At 69.9% G+C, this 20,394-nt stretch carries 18 protein-coding genes; 6 read left to right on the top strand and 12 right to left on the bottom strand.

Annotated elements, in window-relative coordinates; all coding sequences use genetic code 11:
• The first annotated feature begins 388 nt into the window (after positions 1-388).
• Positions 389-1,927, top strand: a complete 1,539-nt coding sequence (locus tag NDR87_RS34475) for a GGDEF domain-containing protein (protein WP_251918107.1) — start codon at positions 389-391, stop codon at positions 1,925-1,927.
• On the opposite strand, the gene NDR87_RS34480 is transcribed toward NDR87_RS34475, so the two are convergent.
• Entirely contained in the window at positions 1,924-2,694 is a 771-nt protein-coding gene (locus NDR87_RS34480; RefSeq protein WP_251918108.1) for a DUF6319 family protein, read from the bottom strand. The genes NDR87_RS34475 and NDR87_RS34480 overlap by 4 nt on opposite strands.
• A gap of 213 nt (positions 2,695-2,907) precedes the next feature.
• Positions 2,908-4,125 (bottom strand): oxygenase MpaB family protein, encoded by a 1,218-nt coding sequence (locus NDR87_RS34485; RefSeq protein ID WP_251918109.1) that lies wholly within the window; start codon positions 4,123-4,125, stop codon positions 2,908-2,910.
• 141 nt (positions 4,126-4,266) lie between these two features.
• Between NDR87_RS34485 and NDR87_RS37540 the strand changes: the two genes are divergently transcribed.
• The 3 genes from NDR87_RS37540 (at position 4,267) to NDR87_RS34500 (ending at position 7,389) form a co-directional block, all read left to right on the top strand.
• Positions 4,267-5,049 (top strand): maleylpyruvate isomerase N-terminal domain-containing protein, encoded by a 783-nt coding sequence (locus NDR87_RS37540; protein ID WP_286014388.1) that lies wholly within the window; start codon positions 4,267-4,269, stop codon positions 5,047-5,049.
• Positions 5,050-5,265: 216 nt separating this feature from the next.
• Positions 5,266-6,075: an SAM-dependent methyltransferase gene (locus tag NDR87_RS34495; protein ID WP_251918110.1), complete on the top strand. Its 810-nt coding sequence runs from the start codon at positions 5,266-5,268 to the stop codon at positions 6,073-6,075.
• A gap of 18 nt (positions 6,076-6,093) precedes the next feature.
• Positions 6,094-7,389, top strand: a complete 1,296-nt coding sequence (locus tag NDR87_RS34500) for a diguanylate cyclase domain-containing protein (protein ID WP_251918111.1) — start codon at positions 6,094-6,096, stop codon at positions 7,387-7,389.
• Here the strand turns inward: NDR87_RS34500 and NDR87_RS34505 are convergent.
• From NDR87_RS34505 to NDR87_RS34515, 3 genes are all read right to left on the bottom strand, one after another.
• A complete protein-coding gene (locus NDR87_RS34505) occupies positions 7,386-7,583 on the bottom strand; it encodes a hypothetical protein (RefSeq protein ID WP_251918112.1) in 198 nt (65 codons plus the stop codon). The genes NDR87_RS34500 and NDR87_RS34505 overlap by 4 nt on opposite strands.
• 63 nt (positions 7,584-7,646) lie before the next feature.
• Complete coding sequence (locus NDR87_RS34510) at positions 7,647-8,201, bottom strand: hemerythrin domain-containing protein (RefSeq protein ID WP_251918113.1); 555 nt, start codon at positions 8,199-8,201, stop codon at positions 7,647-7,649.
• 88 nt (positions 8,202-8,289) lie between these two features.
• The gene (locus NDR87_RS34515; RefSeq protein WP_251918114.1) at positions 8,290-9,420 is read right to left on the bottom strand and encodes an NAD-dependent epimerase/dehydratase family protein; all 1,131 of its coding nucleotides are present in this window, start codon (positions 9,418-9,420) and stop codon (positions 8,290-8,292) included.
• Between the two features lie 136 nt (positions 9,421-9,556).
• Between NDR87_RS34515 and NDR87_RS34520 the strand changes: the two genes are divergently transcribed.
• Complete coding sequence (locus NDR87_RS34520) at positions 9,557-10,618, top strand: glucose 1-dehydrogenase (protein ID WP_251918115.1); 1,062 nt, start codon at positions 9,557-9,559, stop codon at positions 10,616-10,618.
• A 544-nt stretch (positions 10,619-11,162) separates the two neighbouring features.
• On the opposite strand, the gene NDR87_RS34525 is transcribed toward NDR87_RS34520, so the two are convergent.
• The 4 genes from NDR87_RS34525 to NDR87_RS34540 form a co-directional block, all read right to left on the bottom strand.
• Positions 11,163-11,852, bottom strand: a complete 690-nt coding sequence (locus NDR87_RS34525; protein ID WP_251918116.1) for an HAD family phosphatase — start codon at positions 11,850-11,852, stop codon at positions 11,163-11,165.
• Positions 11,853-11,854: 2 nt separating this feature from the next.
• Entirely contained in the window at positions 11,855-13,309 is a 1,455-nt protein-coding gene (locus tag NDR87_RS34530) for a mannitol dehydrogenase family protein (RefSeq protein WP_251918117.1), read from the bottom strand.
• 386 nt (positions 13,310-13,695) lie between these two features.
• The gene (locus tag NDR87_RS34535) at positions 13,696-14,415 is read right to left on the bottom strand and encodes a methyltransferase domain-containing protein (RefSeq protein WP_251918118.1); all 720 of its coding nucleotides are present in this window, start codon (positions 14,413-14,415) and stop codon (positions 13,696-13,698) included.
• Positions 14,416-14,502: 87 nt separating this feature from the next.
• Positions 14,503-15,393 (bottom strand): DMT family transporter, encoded by an 891-nt coding sequence (locus tag NDR87_RS34540; RefSeq protein WP_251918119.1) that lies wholly within the window; start codon positions 15,391-15,393, stop codon positions 14,503-14,505.
• 329 nt (positions 15,394-15,722) lie between these two features.
• Here NDR87_RS34540 and NDR87_RS34545 point away from each other — a divergent pair, with 329 nt between their 5' ends.
• Positions 15,723-16,253 carry a dihydrofolate reductase gene (locus tag NDR87_RS34545; protein ID WP_251918120.1) on the top strand — a complete coding sequence of 177 codons (531 nt, stop codon included), beginning with the start codon at positions 15,723-15,725 and terminating at the stop codon, positions 16,251-16,253.
• Positions 16,254-16,263: 10 nt separating this feature from the next.
• Here NDR87_RS34545 and NDR87_RS34550 read toward each other — a convergent pair whose 3' ends face one another.
• From NDR87_RS34550 to NDR87_RS34560, 3 genes are all read right to left on the bottom strand, one after another.
• Positions 16,264-17,457, bottom strand: coding sequence for a GNAT family N-acetyltransferase (locus NDR87_RS34550; RefSeq protein WP_251918121.1), 1,194 nt, complete (start codon positions 17,455-17,457; stop codon positions 16,264-16,266).
• Entirely contained in the window at positions 17,454-18,458 is a 1,005-nt protein-coding gene (locus NDR87_RS34555) for an isopenicillin N synthase family oxygenase (protein WP_251918122.1), read from the bottom strand. Before NDR87_RS34555 ends, NDR87_RS34550 begins: the two co-directional genes overlap by 4 nt.
• Positions 18,459-18,527: 69 nt before the next feature.
• Positions 18,528-20,339 (bottom strand): translation factor GTPase family protein, encoded by a 1,812-nt coding sequence (locus NDR87_RS34560; protein ID WP_251918123.1) that lies wholly within the window; start codon positions 20,337-20,339, stop codon positions 18,528-18,530.
• Positions 20,340-20,394 lie beyond the last annotated feature (55 nt).

A 20,394-nucleotide genomic window follows, 5' to 3' on the forward strand; every position in this document is an offset into this window, starting at 1 on the left:
TACTAGCGGGTTGTTAGCGCTCACAGGTCCGGTTCCGCCGCGTGGCCCGCCCCGCCCTCACTTCCTTGGGCTGGAAGAACTCCGGGAGCAGGACTAGACCGGGTTCCGACGCGACCGATGCCGGGAAGGACGGAGAGGGAGGCCGGACACCGGGCGCGACACGGATCGCTTCCGAGCGGAAAGGCCCAGCGTGTCGGGCGGAAACGGGCCACGGATGGGCGCTTTCATGACATGATCAAGTCGGTTGTCCAGATCCTGGCGGCGGCTCGACCGTCGGCTCGTCTGTTCGCACACCACCTCTCGGTTCATGTTCGCGGCGAGCGACCGGTCGACGCGCGCGCGAATGTGAAAGTCGCTGTGCAGGTTTCACGGAGACAAGGGGGGCTGAATGATATTCGGCGCATTGCCCGTGGTCGGCGCCCGGCATCTGCTGGGGGCACCGCCCGGGAAGTTGCTGGGCATCGTGCTGGCCGCGTCCGGCGCGGCGGTCATCGCGCTGCCGCTGCTGTACGACACCGCGGCGGTGGCGGTGACGACCGTGATCGTGGTCGTGCTCGCGAGCATCACCATGATCGGCATCGGCGTGCGGCGCTATCGGCCGCCGGTGCCGTGGGCCTGGTACTCACTCGGCGCGTCCGCGCTGCTGTTCGCCGTCGGCGCGCTGCTGCGCGACGATTTCGGCGGCGGCGCCCATCCGCTCGACGACATCGCCACCCTGGCGGGTTATGCCGGGGTGGGTGTGGCGGCATTCTTGTGGCTGCGGCCGCGGCGCGGCCAGAGCTGCACGCCGGATCAGATCCTGGACTCGGGTCTGATCGGACTCGGCGCGCTGCTGGCCTCGTGGACCTTTCTGATCTCACCGGTACTGCACCACGCGCACGGGCCGACCGGTGCGCTGCTGTTCGGCGCGGCCTATCCGGTGCTGGACGCGCTGCTGCTCACCCTGGTCACGCATTCGGTGGTGGCGTCGAGCCGGTCGGAGATCTCGCTGCGGCTGGTGCACGCGAGCCTGCTGGCGATCCTGGTCGCCGACCTCGGCCACGGCCTGAGCACAGCGGGCACCCTACGGCTGGATCGCGAATTGCTCACGGTCCCCATGCTGTTGGCGTATGCGCTGCTCGGGCTGGCGGCCCTGCATCCGACGATGGTCACCCTCGGGCGGCCGCGACGGGTGGTGGCCCAGCGGTCGCGGCGGCGCGCCAGCGTCATCGCGGTGGCGCTGGTGGTGGCCTCGCTGGTGCCGACCGTGGGCGAGCGGCTGGGCAGCATCGATCGGCTCGTGGTCTCCTCGCTGCTGGCGGTGCTGCTGATCGGCGTGCTGGTGCGCAGCGAACGGGCCATCGTGCGCAGCGCCCGCAGCGAGCGGCGCGCGCAATATCAGGCCGACCACGACATGCTGACCGGCCTGCTCAATCGCTCCGCCCTGCTGCGCACGCCCGCCCGCAATCGCGAGCACTGGTCCGGACGCCCGCTGTGCATGCTGTTCTTGGATCTGGACGGCTTCAAGGCGATCAACGACACCCACGGCCACACCGTCGGCGACGAACTCATCGCCAACGCGGCGGCCCGCATCCGGCGCATCATTCCGCGCGAGGACGTGGCCGCCCGCTACGGCGGCGACGAGTTCGTGGTGCTCGCCGCCGCCGATCGCGCCGCGGCGGCCGTGCTGGCCGAGCGGCTGCTGGCCGCCTTCGCGACCCCGTTCGAGCTCAGCGTCGGTGAGGTGTCGATCGGGGCCAGCATCGGCATCGCGTGCGGCGGCCCGCGTGCCGCCGACCCCACCGTGTACGACCTGCTGCGCGAGGCGGATTCGGCGATGTACCACGCGAAGGCCTACGGGCTGGGGTACGCCTTCGGCGACGATGTGCCCCACCGCGGCCCCGCCGACGCGGGACGCCGCGGCTGGCGCCGGGAGACCGCGGTCTAGCCGGACAGCTCGTCGAGCATCTTGCGGGCCTGTTCGAGTTCGGCCTGCAGCTGTTCGACCTTGGCGCGCTGGGTGCTGCGCACCGACTCGAGCACCGAGTCGACCACCTCGGCGACCTCCGGATGCAGCAGCTTGGCCGCCTGCGCGACGGCCGACCCGGAGACCGCGAGGCCGCGCACGGTGCGTTTCTTGCCGTTGACCACGTCGACGGTCCACTCACCGTCGGCGGTGCCGGACAGCGTGACGGTGACCTCCGGCGTCTTGGCCTTGCGGGCGGCGGGTCCGGCCTTCTCCTTCGGCTTGGCCGCGGGGGCGGACTTGGCGGCGGGCTTGTCGGCGGCGGGGCTCGCGGCCGGTTTCGGCTCGGCAGAGGCGGATTCGGCCGGGGCGGGGCTCGGCGGCGTCGGCGACGGGGCGACGGACGGGGGCACTGTCGACGGCATGGTCACTGCGGTGTCCTTCCTGGTTGCCTTGGTCTGCTTCGCGGACTGCCCGGTCGCACTCGGCGTGCGGCGGGCCGGTTTGGTCAGCGTCACCTCGGTGGGCGAGAACGACAGCACGTCCTTGGACCCGGTGGGCCGCACTTGGAGGAAATCGCCCTCGGCGGGATCACCGAGCGCGACGACCTTTCCGGAACGGCCCTCGGGTACGCCGACAGCCGCCGCGGTGAACCACACCATCGGCGGCCGACCACCGGCGATATCCGTGGCGATCTGCCGAATCTCGGTGTCGGACAGCGGTTGTGGCTTGGTTCGACGGGACGACATGGTGTACTCCGGACGGGCTCGTAGACATCTGCGTGTCAAGAGCATGCCCCATCCCACCGACAAGTCCACATCGTCCGGTTCACCCGGACCGCGCAAACCGGCCCGGCAACGACTGAGCTACATAGCTGTACGACCCCACCGATCGTCATGGATCGTAGGTGCTCGCACCGCCGCGCGCTGCCGGTTGCCGGATTTACCTGATCCGCGAAAGACTCAGGCCGCGTGGCTCACATGACGCACGGAGTCTCCGATGACGGCCGCGCGATCGCCGATGAGCGTGCGCAGGAACGCCTCCTGGTCGCGGCGACCGCGCACGGCCGCGCGATCCGCCCCACCCGGCAGCAACAACGCAGCACCGCTTCTGGTGAGATTGACCGGAATACGCAGCAGCGGATACCACGGCGGCATGTAGGCGGGCAGGCCGAGCCGCCGCATGGCCGCCGGGCCGAGGAAGGCGCTCGCGATGGACAGGTGCTGGGCGCGGGCGATCCGCCCGCGCAGGGCCGGGAAATTGCGGTAGTGCCAGCCCAGCGGATCGTCCCCCATCGGCATCGCCAGCTGCGGGGTGGTCTCGTCGGGATTGGTGATCGCGCACATCGCGTGGTAGAGGATGCGCACGGCGTCGCGAAAACCGTTGGGCAGCCACTCCTCTCGCACTCCGATCAGCCAGCCCACGTAGCGAGTGAGATGGGCGGAGGCGTCCAGATCGGCCCGGGTGGGCACGATACCCATCGGCATCGCTCCGAGGAACGGCGAGATGAGCGCGCCGACGAGGGTGGCGGCCATATCGGTCTGATTGATCGGCACGCCCCACTCCGCGGCGTCCCAGTCCGGCAGCGCCGCCACATGCCGCCGGACGAAGGCGTGGATGAGCCGCACGCGGATGGTCGAGCGGTAGCCGAGCCCGCCCGGCCGCATCCCGTCGTCGGAGGTGACGTCCAGGGCCCACTGCAGGGTTTCGGCGAAGCGCTTGGCCGGACCCTTCTCCAGCGCGCCGGTGCGGACCAGGGTCTTGTTGAACCCGGAGGCCAGATAACCGCCGAGCAGCGCCACGTCACGGGCGATGTACAGGCCGTCGGTGCCGCCCATCCGGAACACCCGCTCGGCCCGGCGGATCTTGTCCCAGTCCACCCAACGCGGCGGGGTCTCGTAGCGAACAAAGAACGCGCGCAGGGGTTCCGGCGCGTCCGGCACGGCGGCGATCCCCTCGGCCAGGGCTCGCTCGAACAGTGGTCGCGTCCGGTCCATACCCTCGGCGTACATCCACTCGACCAGGCGATCCATCGGCGCGTCGCCGATCATCAGCGCCTCCCCCAGCTCCCGCCACTGCCGCGGCGAGGGCTTGCCGATGCCCAGCACCGCCGCGAACGGCTTCAGGCCCGGGACCTTGCGCGGCGCGTCCGGATGCCGACGGGGGATGGTCGCGTTCATCGCTGCTCTCCTTCGAGCCGACTGCCGGGCCGCGACTGTGCGGCACGCCACATGAAATAATGTAGGCAACTTTCTCTCATTGAGTCAAGCCGTGTCCGGCGTCACATGGGTGACATCTACACCCGGTACCCTCCGGATCCCATGAGGACATCGGTGCTCGCGCTGTACGACGAGCGCCGGGCCGTACTCGAGTTCTGCCGCGACCTGTCCCCGGCGGACTGGGCCGCGCCCAGCGCCGCGCCCGGCTGGTCGATCGGCGATGTGCTGCTGCACATGACCACCACGGTCCGCGCGCTCGTCACCCCGTCGGTCGCGGCGGTGCTGACCACCCGGGATGTGGAACGCCTCAACGATCAGCTGGTGGACGACCGGCGCTCGCACACGACGAAATACCTGCTGCGCGATTTCGCCGCGTGGAGCTCGCGCGGCTGCCGCGCGCTGGGCGTGCTGACGGCCCCCGGCCCCAACCTGATTCGCCTTCCGATCGGCGAATTGGGTTGGTATCCGCTACGCATCGTGCCCGCGATGTTCGTCTTCGACTGGCACACCCACCTGCGCCACGACATCGCCCCCGCCCTGGACCGCCCGCCCCCGCCCACCGACCCGCGCCGCATGACCGCGATCCTGGGCTGGCTGACCACCCTGCTGTCCCGCTCCCACCGCGAGGCCCTGAGCTGGCTGGACACCCCGGTAGCCCTCACCCTCACCGGCCCCGGCGGCGGCACCTGGCGCATCGAACCCCACGCGGGCCGCCTGCACGTGCACCCCGGCCGGGCGGCCGGGGCCGCGGCTCACATCGCCGGACTGGCACTGGAGTTCCCACAGTGGAGTACCCGCCGAATACCCTGGCGCGCCTGCGCGGTCGCGGTGAGCGGGGATGCGGAGCTCGGGGCGCGCGTGCTGGATTCGATCAACCTGGTCTAGCGGCCCTCCGGCATCCGTGGTCGCCCGGACGGTCCCGACCAGCGCCGACGGCGAATGCCGTCACCGGGCCAAGATCGAGATCGGCGCTCCGGCAGTGGGCGAACGCGACTACGATGCGCAGTACACCCGTGCGGGTGATCGAGGGGACAGCATCCGCAGGGGGCGGGGTCGCCGGTCGCGGCGACTCGATCGGCAAGCGCAAGAGGGGTTTTTGAAGTGAACAGGCCGGCATGGGCGCCCGAGGGCGTCGACATGACACAGGCGAGCCCGGCACGGATGTACGACGCCCTGCTGGGCGGTTCGCACAATTTCGAGGTCGACCGCCGCGCCGCGGAAATGGGTAAGCAATTGGTCCCCGATCTGCCCCGCCTCGCGCTGAGCAATCGGGCGTTTCTGCGCCGGGCCGTGCGCTTCCTGGCCGACGCGGGAATCCGGCAGTTCCTCGATATCGGCTCGGGCATTCCGACCGCGGGCAACGTGCACGAGGTCGCGCAGTCGATCGATCCCGAAATCCGGGTCCTCTACGTCGACATCGATCCGGTCGCGGTGACCCATTCGCGAACGATCCTGCACGACAACGACCGGGCCGGTGCGATCCAGGCCGATCTGCGCAAACCCGATGAGCTGCTGGCCCGCGCGGGCGAGACCGGGCTGATCGACTTCACCGAGCCGGTCGGGCTGCTGCTGGTCGCCGTCCTGCACCTGCTGCAGGACGAGGAGCGCCCGGCGGAGATGGTGGCGGCGCTGCGCGCGGCCGTGCCCGCCGGTTCCCATGTGGCGATCTCGCATCTGACCTCCGCGCAGCGGCCCGAGGACGCGGCCAAGCTGGGCCACAACTCGGCGAGTGTGAGCCGGGTCGGCATCCAGTTCCGCGACCGCGCGGCCATCACCGCCCTGTTCGACGGCTGGGAACTCGTGGAACCCGGCGTGGTCGAATTACCGCTGTGGCACCCCGAATCCGAGCGCGACCTGCACGAAACCCCGGGCCGCTCGCTTGGATTGGCGGGCGTCGGGCGCAAGGCCTGAGCGCGCGAGGGGTCGACGGTGGGTTCGTACGAGCTGGCGGTGCGCTGGGCCGAGGCGCTCGACGGCATCGTGGCCCCCACCCTCACTCGCACCCAGATCGAGGCCCTGCTGGCCGGGCTCGGCGAGGAGCTGCTGGCGGCCCTGGCCGGGACCGGCGGAACCGATGCCGCGCGGCTGGCGGCCTCGACGCTGGTCGCGGTCAACTACCGGGACGAGGCGGCGGTCAGTCGGTCGGTCGCGTTCATCTGCCGCGATATGGTCGACGTGCTCTGCCCGACCGGAAACGAGCCGGAATACCACCGCGTCCGCGATCGCGCGGTCACCGTCGCGGCCGAATTCGCCGCGGGATTCACCGCCGCGCTGCGGACCGCGGCCCTGGCCGAGCAGGAGACCACCCTGGTCGCGGCGCTGGCCGCGGCCCAGGAGGCCCAGGCCCAGCGGCAGCTGTCGGAGGCCCGGTTCGCGGCGATCTTCGCCGGGGCCTCGGTGGGCATCGGAACCATCGATGTGACCACCGGAACCGTCCTGGACGTGAATGTCGCCCTGGCCGACATGCTCGGCGTTCCGGTCGAGCAGATTCCGGGCCGATCGGTCGCCGACGTGCTGGGTATGGAGAACATCGGCCACGCCTATGCGCAATTCGAGCAGCTGCTCACCGGGGCCATCGACCGGTTCCGGCTGGAGACCGACCACCTCCGTCCCGACGGCGACCACACCATCATCGACCTGTCCATGTCGGCGGTGCGCGATGCCGAGGGCCGGGTGCGCTTCCTGGTCGGGGTCGCCGTGGACATCACCGAACGCAAGGCGCTGTCGGATCGGCTGTGGCACGACGCGCATCACGACAATCTCACCGGGCTGGCCAATCGCGTGCTGTTCTTCGACCGGCTCTCGCGGGCGACGCCGCCGATCGGGCTGTGCTACCTGGATCTGGACGGCTTCAAGGAGGTCAACGACGAGCACGGCCACACCGTGGGCGACCAGGTGCTGGCGGTGGTCGCCGCGCGGCTGCGGGCGGCCGCCGCGCCCGAGGGCCTGGTGGCGCGGCTGGGCGGGGACGAGTTCATCGTCCTGATCGAGAACTGCACCGGGCACGAACAGTTGGTGGAGTTGTCGGAGCGGCTGCTCTGCGGCCTGGCCGAGCCCATCGCCCTGGGCGGCCGGGCGATCTCGGTCGGGGCCTCGGTCGGCACGACGCTGGTCGACCGCCGACCCGAGGCCGTCGACGATCTGCTGCACACCGTCGACACGGCCATGTACCGCGACAAGGCCACGCGGCACCGGCCGAAACCGCGTTCGCGTCAACGGCTTTAGATATCCATTCCGCCGATCCCGCGGGGGGAGGACTCCGGCTCGCCCGGGGGATCGTCGGTCCGGGGGTCGGTGGTGACCGAGCCGTGCTCGTCACCGATTTCGGCGTCGCTGGTGTGCGTGGGCCGGGGGTCCGAACCGCCCAGCTTGGCCTTGACCTGTGCCACCGCGTTTTCGATGGTTTCCCGGATCGACATGATCGCCTCCTCTCCCCCGGCATACCCGGCAGTGCTCCGCCTACGCGAAAGCGCCGATCGGCGTTACGGTTTGGAGATCGCGTCGCGCGCGCGGTCGAGCATGCTCGCGAACGGGCCCACGAGCATATTGGCGGCCGCGGACTCCACGCCCGGGTGCGGGCGGGTGGGCGCGGTCTTCTCGGCGAATTCCACGATGCGGCGCATTCGTTCGAGATCGCTCTGGTCAAGCTTGACGCGCAGCTGCTGGAACTCCTCGCTCTCCTCGTTCCCGGCGTGGTTGAGCACCGCGTCGCGCAGCTTGGCCAGTTTCACGGTGAACTCCGGAGAGGACACGTCGATCGATTCCAATTCGGCGAGCGCGTGTTTGGCCTTGTTCTCCTCCTCGAGGCGCGCGTCCACGATCTCCTTGCCGTGGTCGATGACGCGGCGGGCGCGCGGATGAACGATCTCCTCCTCGGCGGTCTCGTGCACCGCCAGCAGTCGGCGCAGCTCGACGAACTTCTCCTCGCGGTCCTCCGGGGCCGCGGCGGCGGTCTCGGCGAACAGCTGACGAATCCGATTGTGTTGCTCCAGCAGGAATTCGACGACGTCGGCGGAGCTTTCGATGCGTTGTGCCATGGTTGATACCTCCTGGTCGGCCGGGTGGCCGGGCTGGTAACCACCCATCGATGCCGTACCCGGGCCATGCGGGCGCAAACGGTTGGAATCAGCCGAGAGTTCCGATGGTGGTCACGGGTGGTATCTCCTCGGTGCCGTCGCTGGGCGGCAGGCCCAGGCGGTGATCGGTGATATCGAAACCACCTATGCCCGAACGGAATTCGTCGACCCGGAAGGGACCGCCCGCATCGGTCGCGAGGGTCGGGGTCGGACCGCCCGAACCGGTGCGCAGGCCGTCGAGCAGCTCCGTCAGCGCCTCGAGCGAGCCGAACCGCGGCGACCAGCCGAGTTCGGTCCGCGCCCGGGTGGCGTCCATGAGCGGCAGATGCAGGAAGGCGTCGAGCAGATCGGCCGGGGCCGGGACCAGCCGCAGCCGCCAGGCCGCCGCCACGGCCGAGCGCAGCGCGCGGGCCGGAACCGGAACCACCCGGGCGCCCAGGAGTTCGGCGAGCCGGTGCGGGTCGACCACGGGATCGGCGGCCAGATTGAACGCGCCCCGTGCCTCGCCGGTGACGGCGAGGCGGAAGGCCTGTGCCACATCGTCGGCGTGCACGGTCTGAAAACGCAGGCCGCGCACGGCCGGAACGATCGGCACCAGGCCCGGACGGACCAGCGGATTGGGCAGCAGCGGTCCCAGGAACAGGCGACGCTGGGCGCTGGCGGCCTGGCGCTGGAAGATGAAGCCGGGCCGCAGCCGGACCACGCGGCGGTTGGGGTGCGCGCGCTCGAACGTGTCCAGCAGGCGTTCCACATAGGCCTTCTCACGGGTGTAGGCGGCCGCGGGCCAGCCGTGCGTGGGCCAGCGCTCGTCCACCGGAAGGTCATGCCGCACGGGCGAATACGCGCCCACCGAGGAGGCGTAGACCAGCGTCGGCACCTCGGCGGCGGCGACGGCGTCGAAGACGCGCGCGCTGCCGAGCACATTGGCGCGCCAGGTGTCCAGCGGTCGTCGCGACGGCTGGATCAGCCAGGCCAGGTGGATGACGGCGTCGGCATCGCGGAACCATGCGGTCAGGTCGTCGGTGCGGACGTCGGCGCGCGCCCAGTCCGTCCGCTCCGGTCGCCAGTGCGGTATGCGGCAGGCGAGTCCGAGGACGGAATCGATTCGTTGGTCCCGGGCCAGGGCGGCGACGACCCGGCTGCCGACATTGCCGGTGGCACCAGTTATCACGACGCGCATACGTCCTCCTCACGGCGACGGTTGTCATTCGGCGCGTACCCGCTGCGAGCGAGGGCACACGCGCGGGGCGTTTGTGTCGCGCGGCGCCGGGAACGACGAGCACGTCGATATCGGCCGAGATCGAGGACGGGCGACTATGCGCGCATTGACAGTTGTTCCGGGCGAGGCGGATTCGCTGGCGGTCCGGGAGGTGGACGATCCCCGTCCCGATTCCGACGAGTTGCTGGTGCGCGGGCTGGCCCTGGGCATCTGCGGCACCGATCGGGAGATCGCCGGGGGCGAGTACGGCTCGGCTCCGCCGGGGCGGGAGTATCTGGTGCTCGGGCACGAGTCGCTCGGACGGGTGGAGCGGGCGCCCGAGGGCAGCGGGTTCGCCGTCGGGGATCTGGTGGTCGGGATGGTGCGGCGGCCGGACCCGGTGCCGTGCGAGGCGTGCGCGCACGGGCGGTTCGACATGTGCCGCAACGGCCGCTATACCGAGCGCGGCATCAAGGATCTCGACGGGTACGGCAGCGAGATGTGGTGTGTCCCCGTCGATTACGCGGTACTACTACCGAAGGAGTTGGAGCGCACCGGTGTGCTGACCGAACCGGCCAGCGTGGTGGCCAAGGCGTGGGCGCAGGTGGACGCGATCGGCAGCCGCAGCTATTTCGTCCCCCGCCGCGCACTCGTCACCGGCGCCGGACCGATCGGCCTGCTGGCCGCCCTCATCGCCGCCCAGCGCGGCCTCGACGTCCACGTCCTCGACATCGTCGCCGCCGGCCGCAAACCCGACCTGGTCCGCGCTCTGGGCGCGACCTACCACCACACCGACCCGGGCGACCTGTGCCGCGACCTGGACCCCGACGTCGTCATCGAGGCCACCGGCGTGGGCCACGTGGTCTTCGACGTGATCGCCGGAACCAGCCCCAACGGCATCGTCTGCCTGACCGGCGTCTCCCCCCGCGGCCGCACCCTGACCATCGACGCGAACACCCTCAACCGCACCCTGGTCCTGGACAACGAGGTAGTAGTCGGCTCGGTAAACGCCGCCCCCGCCCACTACACCCAAGCCGTAACAACCCTCTCCACAGCCGACCCCACCTGGCTCGAATCCCTGATCACCCGCCGCATCCCCCTGGACGACCTCCCCAAATCCTTCCCACCCACCCACGACGACGTAAAAGCAGTCATAGCCCTCGACGACACCCAACTCTGACCACCCCGATGCCACGCCGGTGCGTTTCGCCGCCCTGCTACATGCGCACCCCACGCGGTCATCACCCCGCCACCCAAGAACGCCACCTCCGGCACGCAACACGCCACCCAATCACGCGGCACATCACTCCGAAAACGCAGCGCTACACCCCAACCCGCAGCACGCCGTCCCGTCGCGCAGCACACCCCCGCAACGCAGCACGCCACCCGGCACGCAACACGTCACCCCGCACGCAGCACACGCCCCGGCACGCAACACGCCACCCCGCACGCAACACACACCCCGGCACGCAACACGCCACCCCGCGTCCCGTCACACAACAGGCCATCCCGCACGCACCGCGTCCGCAACACGCAACCCCGTGACGCGGCACGCGCCCCGTCACGCGGTGCACCCCCTGTCACGCGCGCACCAACCCGTCACGCGGTGCACCCCCTGTCACGCGACACACCAATCCGTCGCGCGACACGCAACCCATCACGCGGTGCGCCGCCTCCGAATTCCCCTGCCTCGGCCGCCCCAGCGGCCGAGGCAGGGGTGAGGCTTACTTCGCCGGGGCGGTGGCCGCGTTGGCGGTGGTGATGTAGTCGATCACCTGGTGGAGGTCGGGGAAGACGCGGTGGGCCAGTTGGCGGGTTTCGGGGGTGGGGGCTACCAGGTCGGGGATGAGTAGGCAGCGCAGGCCCGCGGCGTGGGCGGCTCGGAGGCCGTTCGGCGAGTCCTCGACGGCGATGGTGTGGACCGGGTCGGCGTCGAGGGCGGCTACGGCGGTCAGGTAGGGCTCGGGGTGGGGCTTGCCGCGGGTGACGTCCGAGCGGGTGACGATGGCGTCGAAGCGGTCGCCGATGCCCGCCACCTGGAGGTGGTGGACCGTGCGCTCGCGGCCGGAGGAGGTGGCGATGGCGCGCGGAATACCCTGCCGGTCCAGCTCGTCGAGCAGTTCGAACACGCCGGTCTTGGTCTCCAGGCGGCCCTGGTCGACCAGACCGGTCAGCGTGGTGTCGTGCCGGGCGAAGTAGTCGTCCAGGGGGAATTCGGCGCCGAATGCCTCGGCGGCCAACTCGCGGCAGCGGTCGGCGGGCATACCGATCAGGCTGCGGCAGAACTCGAGCGGCATATCGTAGCCGAGCTGGGCGCCCGCCAGGGTCAGCGATTCGATGGCCAGCCGCTCGGAGTCGAGCAGCAGTCCGTCCATATCGAAGACCACGGCCTGCACGGGTTTTTCGGCAGTCATCCTCACTCCTTGTCGAATTCGGGCACCAACCGGCGGCGCACGACGCTCGCGACGTCGTCGCGGGTCAGCTCGGCCAGGGCGTCGCCGACCTCGCGCTCCACGCGCCGCGGTTCGGGCAGCGTGCCGAAAATGTCGGCGCGCCGCAGGAATTCACTCGCCCGCCGGTGCGGATCGGTGACGGTGCGGGCCAGCTCGGTCAGCGAGTCGGCGCGGTCGTCGATCAGCTCCATGACGGCATCGTCGGCGCCGCAGGCGTCGAACCAGCGTATCCAGCCCGCGACCAACAGCGCCGCACCCGGGGTGGGGCGACCGGCGCGGATGTTCTCCGACATGGCGTCGATCACGCGCGGAATCATCTTGTCCGAACCGTTGCGGCCCACCCGCGTCATATCGTGGCGGATGGCCGGATTGCGGAACCGGCGCATCAGATCGTCAACGGTGCGCCGCAATTCGGGTGCGGCCAGCGAGACGGTCGGGCCCTGCTCGGCGAGCATGAACTGCCGCGCCAGTGCGCCCAGCGCCGGATCGGAGCTGGCCTCGGCGATGGTGCCGTGTCCGGCGAGGCCGCCGAGATAGGCCAGCAGCATGTGAGTTCCGTTGAGCAGACGCAGTTTCGCCAGCTCGTAGTCGGTGACGTCGCTGACGAACTGCGCGCCGCCCAGTTCCCAGGCCGGGCGCTCGCCCTCGAAGTCCTCGATGGTCCAGGTGAGGAACGGCTCGGCCGAGACCGGTACGCGATCCTCGATGCCGCCCAACCAGTTTCGCGTCACCGCGGCATCGGTCGCGGTGACCGGCTGCACGATGCGGTCCACCACGCTGCACGGGAACTGCACATTGCGCTCGATCCAATCGGCCAGCCGATCGTCGCGAAGCGCCGCGAAATCGATGACGGCCCGGCGCAATTGACGCCCGTTGGCGGTCATGTTGTCACAGCTGATCACCGTCGGCGGGGTGCCGCCGCCGCGGCGCACCGCGGCCAGGCCCTCCACCAGCATGCCGATCGAGCTGTGCGGATTGCTGCGGCACTGCAGATCGTGGCGCACCGAATCGCAGCCGGTGTCCAGCCGTCCGGTGGCCGGGGACAGGCAGTAGCCGCTCGCGGTCACGGTCAGGGTGACGATCTTGACGCGCGGATCGGCGATGCGGCGGGCGACACCGATGTGATCCGAGGGCGCGTGCACGGCCTCGCGGATGGTGCCGACCACCTCGGCGCGCACGTCGCTGCCGTCGTGCAGCAGGGTGGTGTAGAGGTTGTCCTGGGCGCGCAGGGCGTTCACGACGTCCGGGCGCGACATGGCAACGGCGGCGATGCCCCAGCGGCGGTCGCCGGTCTGCTCGATGGCGTGCTGGGTCACCAGCGCCTGGTGGGCGCGGTGAAAGGCGCCGCAGCCCAGGTGCACGATGCCCGTGGTCAGGCTGCGCGGCGCGAACCGCGGCCGGGTCACGGCCGGCGGCAACGTGGCAAGTCTTTCCGCCGAGAGGCGGGGAACCAATTCAGGATCAGAATTTTCTGTCAACGCCGGTTCGGCGAGAACGGTGTTCCGTGCCATAAGCATGCACGAGCCTCCGTCTGGGTTTCGTAGCTGCTTTCAAAGCTGCGGTCAGCACTGACTCAGCAACATTTGCGACGGTAGACGGGACCGCCGCAGATTTCGAGCGACGCGGGTCTCAGACGGCCGGCTTTAACGTTTTCGTAGCATTTCGGCACCGGGCGCAAACAAGCCGTAAAAGCCCATTTCAGGGGCGGCGCACCGGCCCGCGGGCGAGCCGGTGGACAGCCCCGGACGACGGGGTGGGTGACCTTGCTCACCGACGTCCGGTTACACCCCCTCAAACCAGACCACTAGTCGAAGAATCGAGCCAGTTGCAGATCAGAAGGTTCTGGCTCCCCCGGTTCCAGACGCTGCAGGTCCGCGAATACGCTGGCACCGTCACAGCCCGCGTGCAGTGGATACCACCGCCTGGAGCTGCCCGGACGCGCGCAGACGCCCTTGAAGGTCTGCACGTCCAGCAGTCGCAGGTGCGTGGGATCGGCCACCGCGTTCACATAGCGCCACCACGGCGACAGCACGTGCAGCACCCCGCCCGGACGCAACACCCGATGACACTCGTCCACCAATGGCAAAAAGTCCGCTAAATGCTCCAGCACATGAACCGCAAATACGCGATCGAATGAATTGTCAGCAAATGGAATTCCTTTTCGCAAATCCGCGACAACATCCACTCCCGGCGCCGGTCGCATATCCACACCGACATTGTCCGGATACTGCTTGGTACCACCGCAGCCGATATCGAGGATCCGGGGCGCATTTCCGTTGACCCGCACCCGATCCCACACCGCGAGCACGCCCGCGAACCGGCCGACCAGTTCGCGCAGCAGCGCCAGGCAGCGCGACGACTCCACCCGGCCGGTCAGATGGGCCACCCCGCGCCGGAACTCCACGCTCACCTCGACGCCGTCCAGCCGCCGGTCGTGGCGGATGAGCTCGTCCACCGCCCCGGCCAGCTGCTCGTCGCGCAGTTGCCAGCGCCGCGCGGACATCTCGGTGAGGGGCAGGGTCATCGGGTCCTCCTGTGCACCGCGTGCGATTCCAGCTGCCGGATACCCGCGCCCGTGATCTCGAATCGGGCGCGGGTGGATCCGGCCCGCTCAGCCGACGGTGTCGACCGGTTGCGGCTCGGCGACCGCGCGCGCCCGCGCCTTGGCGGTGCCGAGGATGGAACCGGCGATGACCAGCGGGAAGCCGATCGCCATACCGGCCGTCAGCGGCTCGTCGAGCAGGCTCACGCCGATGGCCAGCGCGACCGCGGGATTGATATAGGTGATGACCGTCGCCCGCGCCGGACCGACCTCGCCGATCAGGGCGAAGAACACCAGAAATGCCAGGGCCGTGCAGATCACGGCCAGCCCGAGCACCGACCAGCTCGCCGCCGCGGTGATCCGTTCGGGCCAGCGCCACAGCGCGAACGGCGCATAGATCACCGCGGCCAGGATGAGCGAGCCGGTGACCACGCCCATCGGCGGCAGGTCGGCGAGTTTGCGATTGATGATGATCGGCCCCACGGCATAGCCCATCGCGGTCACCGCGACCGCGGCGACGGCCCCGAAGTCCGACAGATCGACATCCAATCCGACCAGCGCCACCACGCCGGCCAGTCCGATCAGCAGGCCGACCAGGCGGCGGCTGTCGAACGTCTCATGCCCCAGCGCCATGATCAGCACGACCGCCACCAGCGGAACGGCGGCGACGAGCAGCCCGACCGTCGAGCTGTTCAGCTTCGTCTCGGCGTGGCCCAGCAGCAGCCACGGGCCGGTGATCTCGACCAGCGTGTAGACGACGAGCCAGGGCCAGCGCCGCAGCACCGGACCGAGCGAGCGCCCGTACAGCGCGATCGGCAACAGCAGCAGCGCGCCGATCGCCGTCCGCCCGCCCGCGACGACCACCGGATCGAAATCGCGCACCGCCACGCGGATCATCGCGTACGGCACGCCCCAGATCACACCCAACACCAGAAACAGCACCCACCCCCGCTGCGTCACCGCACAACCCCCCACCCCGTCCCGCCCCTGACATCCCCACCCCGTAACACCGCGAATCCATCCACGCCGATCACGATGACAGACGGGTTCGACAACCGTGTGCCCACGAAAATGGGGGCGGGGACAAGGGGGTCGAGAAAATGATTCCGAATGGAAACAATAACCTCGCGAGAAATCGTTTTCCCACCGATAGCAACACTAGAGCAATCATCGTTGCTCGCGCACCCATCGGGCAGTTCCGGGCAAGCCGGACGTGAGATCGACCACTGCCTCCCGCTCCCGCAACGATCGAGAAAGTTAGCGGCGGTAGCGACCACTATCCTGGGGTTATGAGCTCGGACATGATCGAAACCAGTAAGCGGACGGTCGGGTTGATCTGGGCACAGACCCGCGGCCGCGTGATCGGCGCGAGCGGGGCGGGTGGCCGTCTTCCCTGGGACCTGCCCGAATATCGGGAGCATCTGCTCGAGACCGTTTCCGACTACACGGTCGTGCTCGGGCGCAAGACCTGGGAGTCCGCGCAGGAGCTGTTCGGGCCACTGCCGAACAACCGCAAGATCGTGGTCACCCGCCAGCCGGACTGGTTCGCCCCGGGCGCCGAGCGGGCCGCCTCGGTCGCCGAGGCGCTGGCCCTGACCGATCCGCAGGAGGTGTGGGTACTCGGCGGCGGCGAGATCCTGCGCGCGGCCGTGCCCTTCGCGACCGTCATCGCGGTGACCGAGCTGAACACCGCCTATCAGGGCGACATCCTGGCCCCCGAGGTCCCGTCCGAGGACTTCATGATGACCTACACCATCGGCTCCCGCCGCTCGGTCAACGGCCGCGACGACTACGTCTTCCGCAGCTACGCCCGCAAGTAGTCCGGGAAGTTCAGAACCAGGTTCCGCTGAACGGTGCTTCGCCGACGCCGAACAGCTCGTCGGCGCGGGCGACGGCCTCGGGATCTCCGCCGCGGACACGGCCGGCCAGGGCCAGGTGCCGCCAGCTCGTGCCGCCGAGATAGGCGGCCGAGAGCGCGGCGATGTCGGTGGTCAGGTCCGCGGTTTCGGTGGTGCGCGTTACCGATTCGGCCGAGATCCGGTAGGCGCCGGAGTTGGCGGTGCGGATCGGGTCGGTGACCGCTAGGACCAGCTCGGAGCCCGGGCGGTAGGTGCGGCGGCGCAGGGCTGCGAGCACATCGATCAGGCGCAGCCAGGTCTCGTCGCGGATCGCGGACAGCGTGGTGGCGCGTTCGTCGGTGAGCAGGTGGCGCAGCGGAAAGTCCGGGGCGACAGTCGGGAAGACGATGGTGTCGGCCACGTCGATGGACAGCAGATGGCGAACCAGGCCCGCCTGGGCTCGGGGTGTGGCGGCGACGAGGTCGTCGACCACGATGGTGCGATGGGGACTGCGGGGCCAGTCGGTGGTGTCCCGGGGACGGTAGCGGGCGAAGCCGTCCTCGCTGCCGGGAAGCCCGTGCGCCACCACGTATCCCGGGCTGGCGTGGGTCAGTTCCTGTAGCCGCCACCAGTATTGCGAACGACCGATCGCACCCGGTCGCGAAAGGATCTGGGCCGCATAGATCTTGGCGAGCGATTCCCACACTACATCGAGGTCGAGGAAGCGCACCGGGCCGGAGGCGGGCACGGTGTCGCGCAGCCGGGCCCGGCGCGGATCCAGCTCCGCCCGTGCCATCGCGGTGGCGACGCCGTAACCGAAGCGCTCGTAGATGCCGCCCTGCGACGCCCGCAGCGTCGCGACGATCTCACCGCGCGCGGCGAAGTCGGCGAGCTGATGGCGCAGCAGCGCGGTCACCACGCCGCGGCGGGTGTGGGTGGGCAGGACGCCGACGTGGGTGACCGCGGCATGCGCGATCCGCTCACCACCGGGCACGGCCAACCAGCTGGTGTAGGAGTTGGCGGTGCCGACCAGTTCACCGTCGATGCGGGCGCCCAGGACGCGGCCCGGCTCCCACAATCCCTCGGCGTCCGAGGGCAGCGGCGGCAGGCCGACCATGGCGGTGCGGAAAATCCCATGGGCGCCGCGGATCTCGGCGTCATCGGCCAGGATCTCGATCGTGGTCACGAACGCTCCGCGAGCACGTCGGACCACCAGCGCCGCGCCACCTCGGGATGCGAGCGCAGCCAGCCGCGCAGCGCGTTCTCGCCGAAACGCGCGTGCAGCGGATTGTCGGCCTCCGCGCTCACCCCGCGCGCCCGAGCCGCCAGTTCCGGCGGCAGCACCAGCGGTTCGACCACGGCGTCCAGCCGCGGACCGAGGAAGAACGGCACCGAGTACCGGTCCACCCCGGCCGGGGGGCTCAGCACGCGGTGCCGGGTCGCGGTCAGATAGCCCTGTGTGGCGATCTCGAGCATCTCGCCGATATTGAATACGAAGCTGCCCGGCACCGGGACCGCGTCGATCCAACCGTCCGGACCCTGCACCTGCAGCCCGCCGACCTCGTCCTGTTGCAGCAGGGCCAGATAACCGTAGTCCTTGTGCGCCCCGACGCCTTGATCCGATTCGCCGGGGTCGCGGCCCGGATAGCGAATGATCTTCACATGCGCCGACGCCTCCTCGTCGAACCAGGCGTCGAAATACCCCTCGTCCTGGCCCAGCGCCGCGGCCAGGGCGCGCAACACCTCCCGGCTCACCCGCAGTGCCTCGGCCTGCCAGGCCAACGTGACCTCGCGCAGCCGCGGCAGGGTCGCGGGCCACTGATTCGGGCCGATCAGCCGCAGCCACGCCGGATCCCCGGGCGCGAGGTCGACCGGGGCGCGCTCGGGTCCGATATCGAGCTGTTCACGCCGGTCCGGGGATCCGGCGGTGTACTCGTGTCCGGTCACGGTGTAGCCGCGGAACTGCGGGGAGTTGATGTTGTCGATCTCGAGCCGCCGCCGCAGCGCAAGCGCGAAGAACTGCCTGGCCACCTCGAAGATCCTGGTGGTCAGCGCCTCGGGGACACCGTGTCCGACGACGTAGAAGAAGCCGACCTCGTGCGCGGCGTAGCGCAGCTCGGTGAGGAATCCCTCCCGATCCGGACCGCGGAATCGGGAGATATCGATGAGCGGCAGGCGGGCGGTCATACGCCGGATGCTAGAACCGGTCGGCGCGGCAGATAAGGCTTCCACTCGAGCTGATTTCGGCAGCGCCGCCTAGCGATAGCCCGCCGGCCGTGACCACCAGTCGGCCTCGCCCCGGGTGAGACCGGGCAGGCGGCGCTGGGCGAAGTCGGCGTGGCGGGCCGGAATCGTTCCTCGGACGGTCCAGGCCGGGGTGAGGTCCTCGATCCGCGCGCCGAGACCGGTCAGGGCGGCGGAGACCGGGGCCAGGGTGTCGGCGGGAATCTCGGCCTCGAAGCGGTGGATCGGCTCGAGGAGTTTCGTTCCGGCGCGGCGCAGCGCGCGCTCGAGCACCAGCGGAGTCAGGGCACGGAAGTCCGCCGCGGTGGATACCGGCCCGGCGAAACCGGAGCGGATGAGCGTGACGACGCAGCCGGTGATCGGCCGCCCGTGCGGGCCGCGGCGCAGCGTGGCAGATACGGATTCCTCGATGGCGCAATGGAATGCGTGCGGCAGCGCGCCGAGTTCGGTCTCGTAACCGAAGACCGTGCCCGCGGGGGCGGGTTCGACGCGCAGGCCGATGGTCGCCCAGTATCCACTCGGGCTCGGGGCGCGGTGACCCATCGCCTCGACGGCCTCGCCGGTGCCGGTGACCTGCTCGACGCACAGCGGTTCGGTGCTGCGGAATTCGGCGTCGATGCCATAGCGCTCGGCCAGCGTGGCCGCGACGATCTGCCGCTGGATCTCGCCGTAGAGCAGGATCGAGGTCGCGCCGTCGGATTCCACGCGGACGTGCAGGAGCGGATCCTGTTCGGCCAACTCGCGCAGGGCGGCGTGCAGGCGCGCGGGTGCCTGGCCGCGGACCCGGACGGTGGTGCGCAGCGTGGGCATGGGGACGCGGGCCGGGTCGGGATCGGCCGGGGCCCCGAGGGTGTCGCCGACGCGGGCGTCGGGGATGCCGGTGATGCGGCCGATATTTCCCGCGGTCAGACGCGCGGCGGGGTGGCCGACGACCTCGAGGGCGGTGATGCGGCCGCTGTGGTGGTGGACGATCCCGTCGAAATCGCGCCGGTGCAACGTGATCCGGTCGCGAACCGCCAAGGTGCCCGAAAACAGCCGCAGGTAGGCGGTTTTGGTTCCGCCGGGTGAGCGATCGATGGCGAAGATCGTGCCGCGCGGCGGCAGGCCGACCTCGGTCGTCACGGGGACGGGGAGGAGTTCGACCATCGCCCGCACCAGCGCGTCGATACCCACTCCGGTACGGGCGGAACCGAAGTAGACCGGGTGCACGATCCCGCGGCCGACCTGATCGCGCAGGGCGCGGCGCAGTTCCTCCGGCTCGAGCGGCGGGCCGTCGATCAGGCGCGCGAGAATCGAGTCGTCCTGTTCGGCAAGGGTTTCCGCCACGTCCATCGGGTCCGAGGGCGGATTCATCACGACCGCATGCGGAGTCAGCCGCCGACGGATCTCAGCCGGCAGTTCGCGCGTCCGGGCACCACGGCGATCGACCTTGTTGACGAAAATCAGTGTGGGCAACCGCATGTCGTGCAGAACGCGCATGAGCAGGCGCGCATGCGCCTGCACCCCCTCCACCGCCGACACCACCAGCACGGCCGCGTCGAGCACCCGCAGCGCCCGGTCGACCTCGGCGACGAAATCGGTGTGGCCGGGGGTGTCGATGACATTGATATGCGTTCGTCCCACGGTGAACGAGACCACCGCCGAGCGCACGGTGATCCCGCGCCGCCGTTCGATGTCCCCGCTGTCGGTCTGCGTCGTCCCGGCGTCGACGCTGCCGAGCGCGTCGATGACCCCGTGGTCGAACAGCAGCCGTTCGGTCAGGCTGGTCTTACCCGCGTCGACATGGGCAACAATCCCGATATTGAGCGTGCGATGAATGGGCATATGCGCCGAGATCCTCGAAAGTAACGGTCCGACAAGGCATCCGAAGTACTTCGAA

It is taken from the genome of Nocardia sp. CDC159, assembly GCF_023740735.1.
Taxonomy (GTDB): domain Bacteria; phylum Actinomycetota; class Actinomycetes; order Mycobacteriales; family Mycobacteriaceae; genus Nocardia; species Nocardia pulmonis.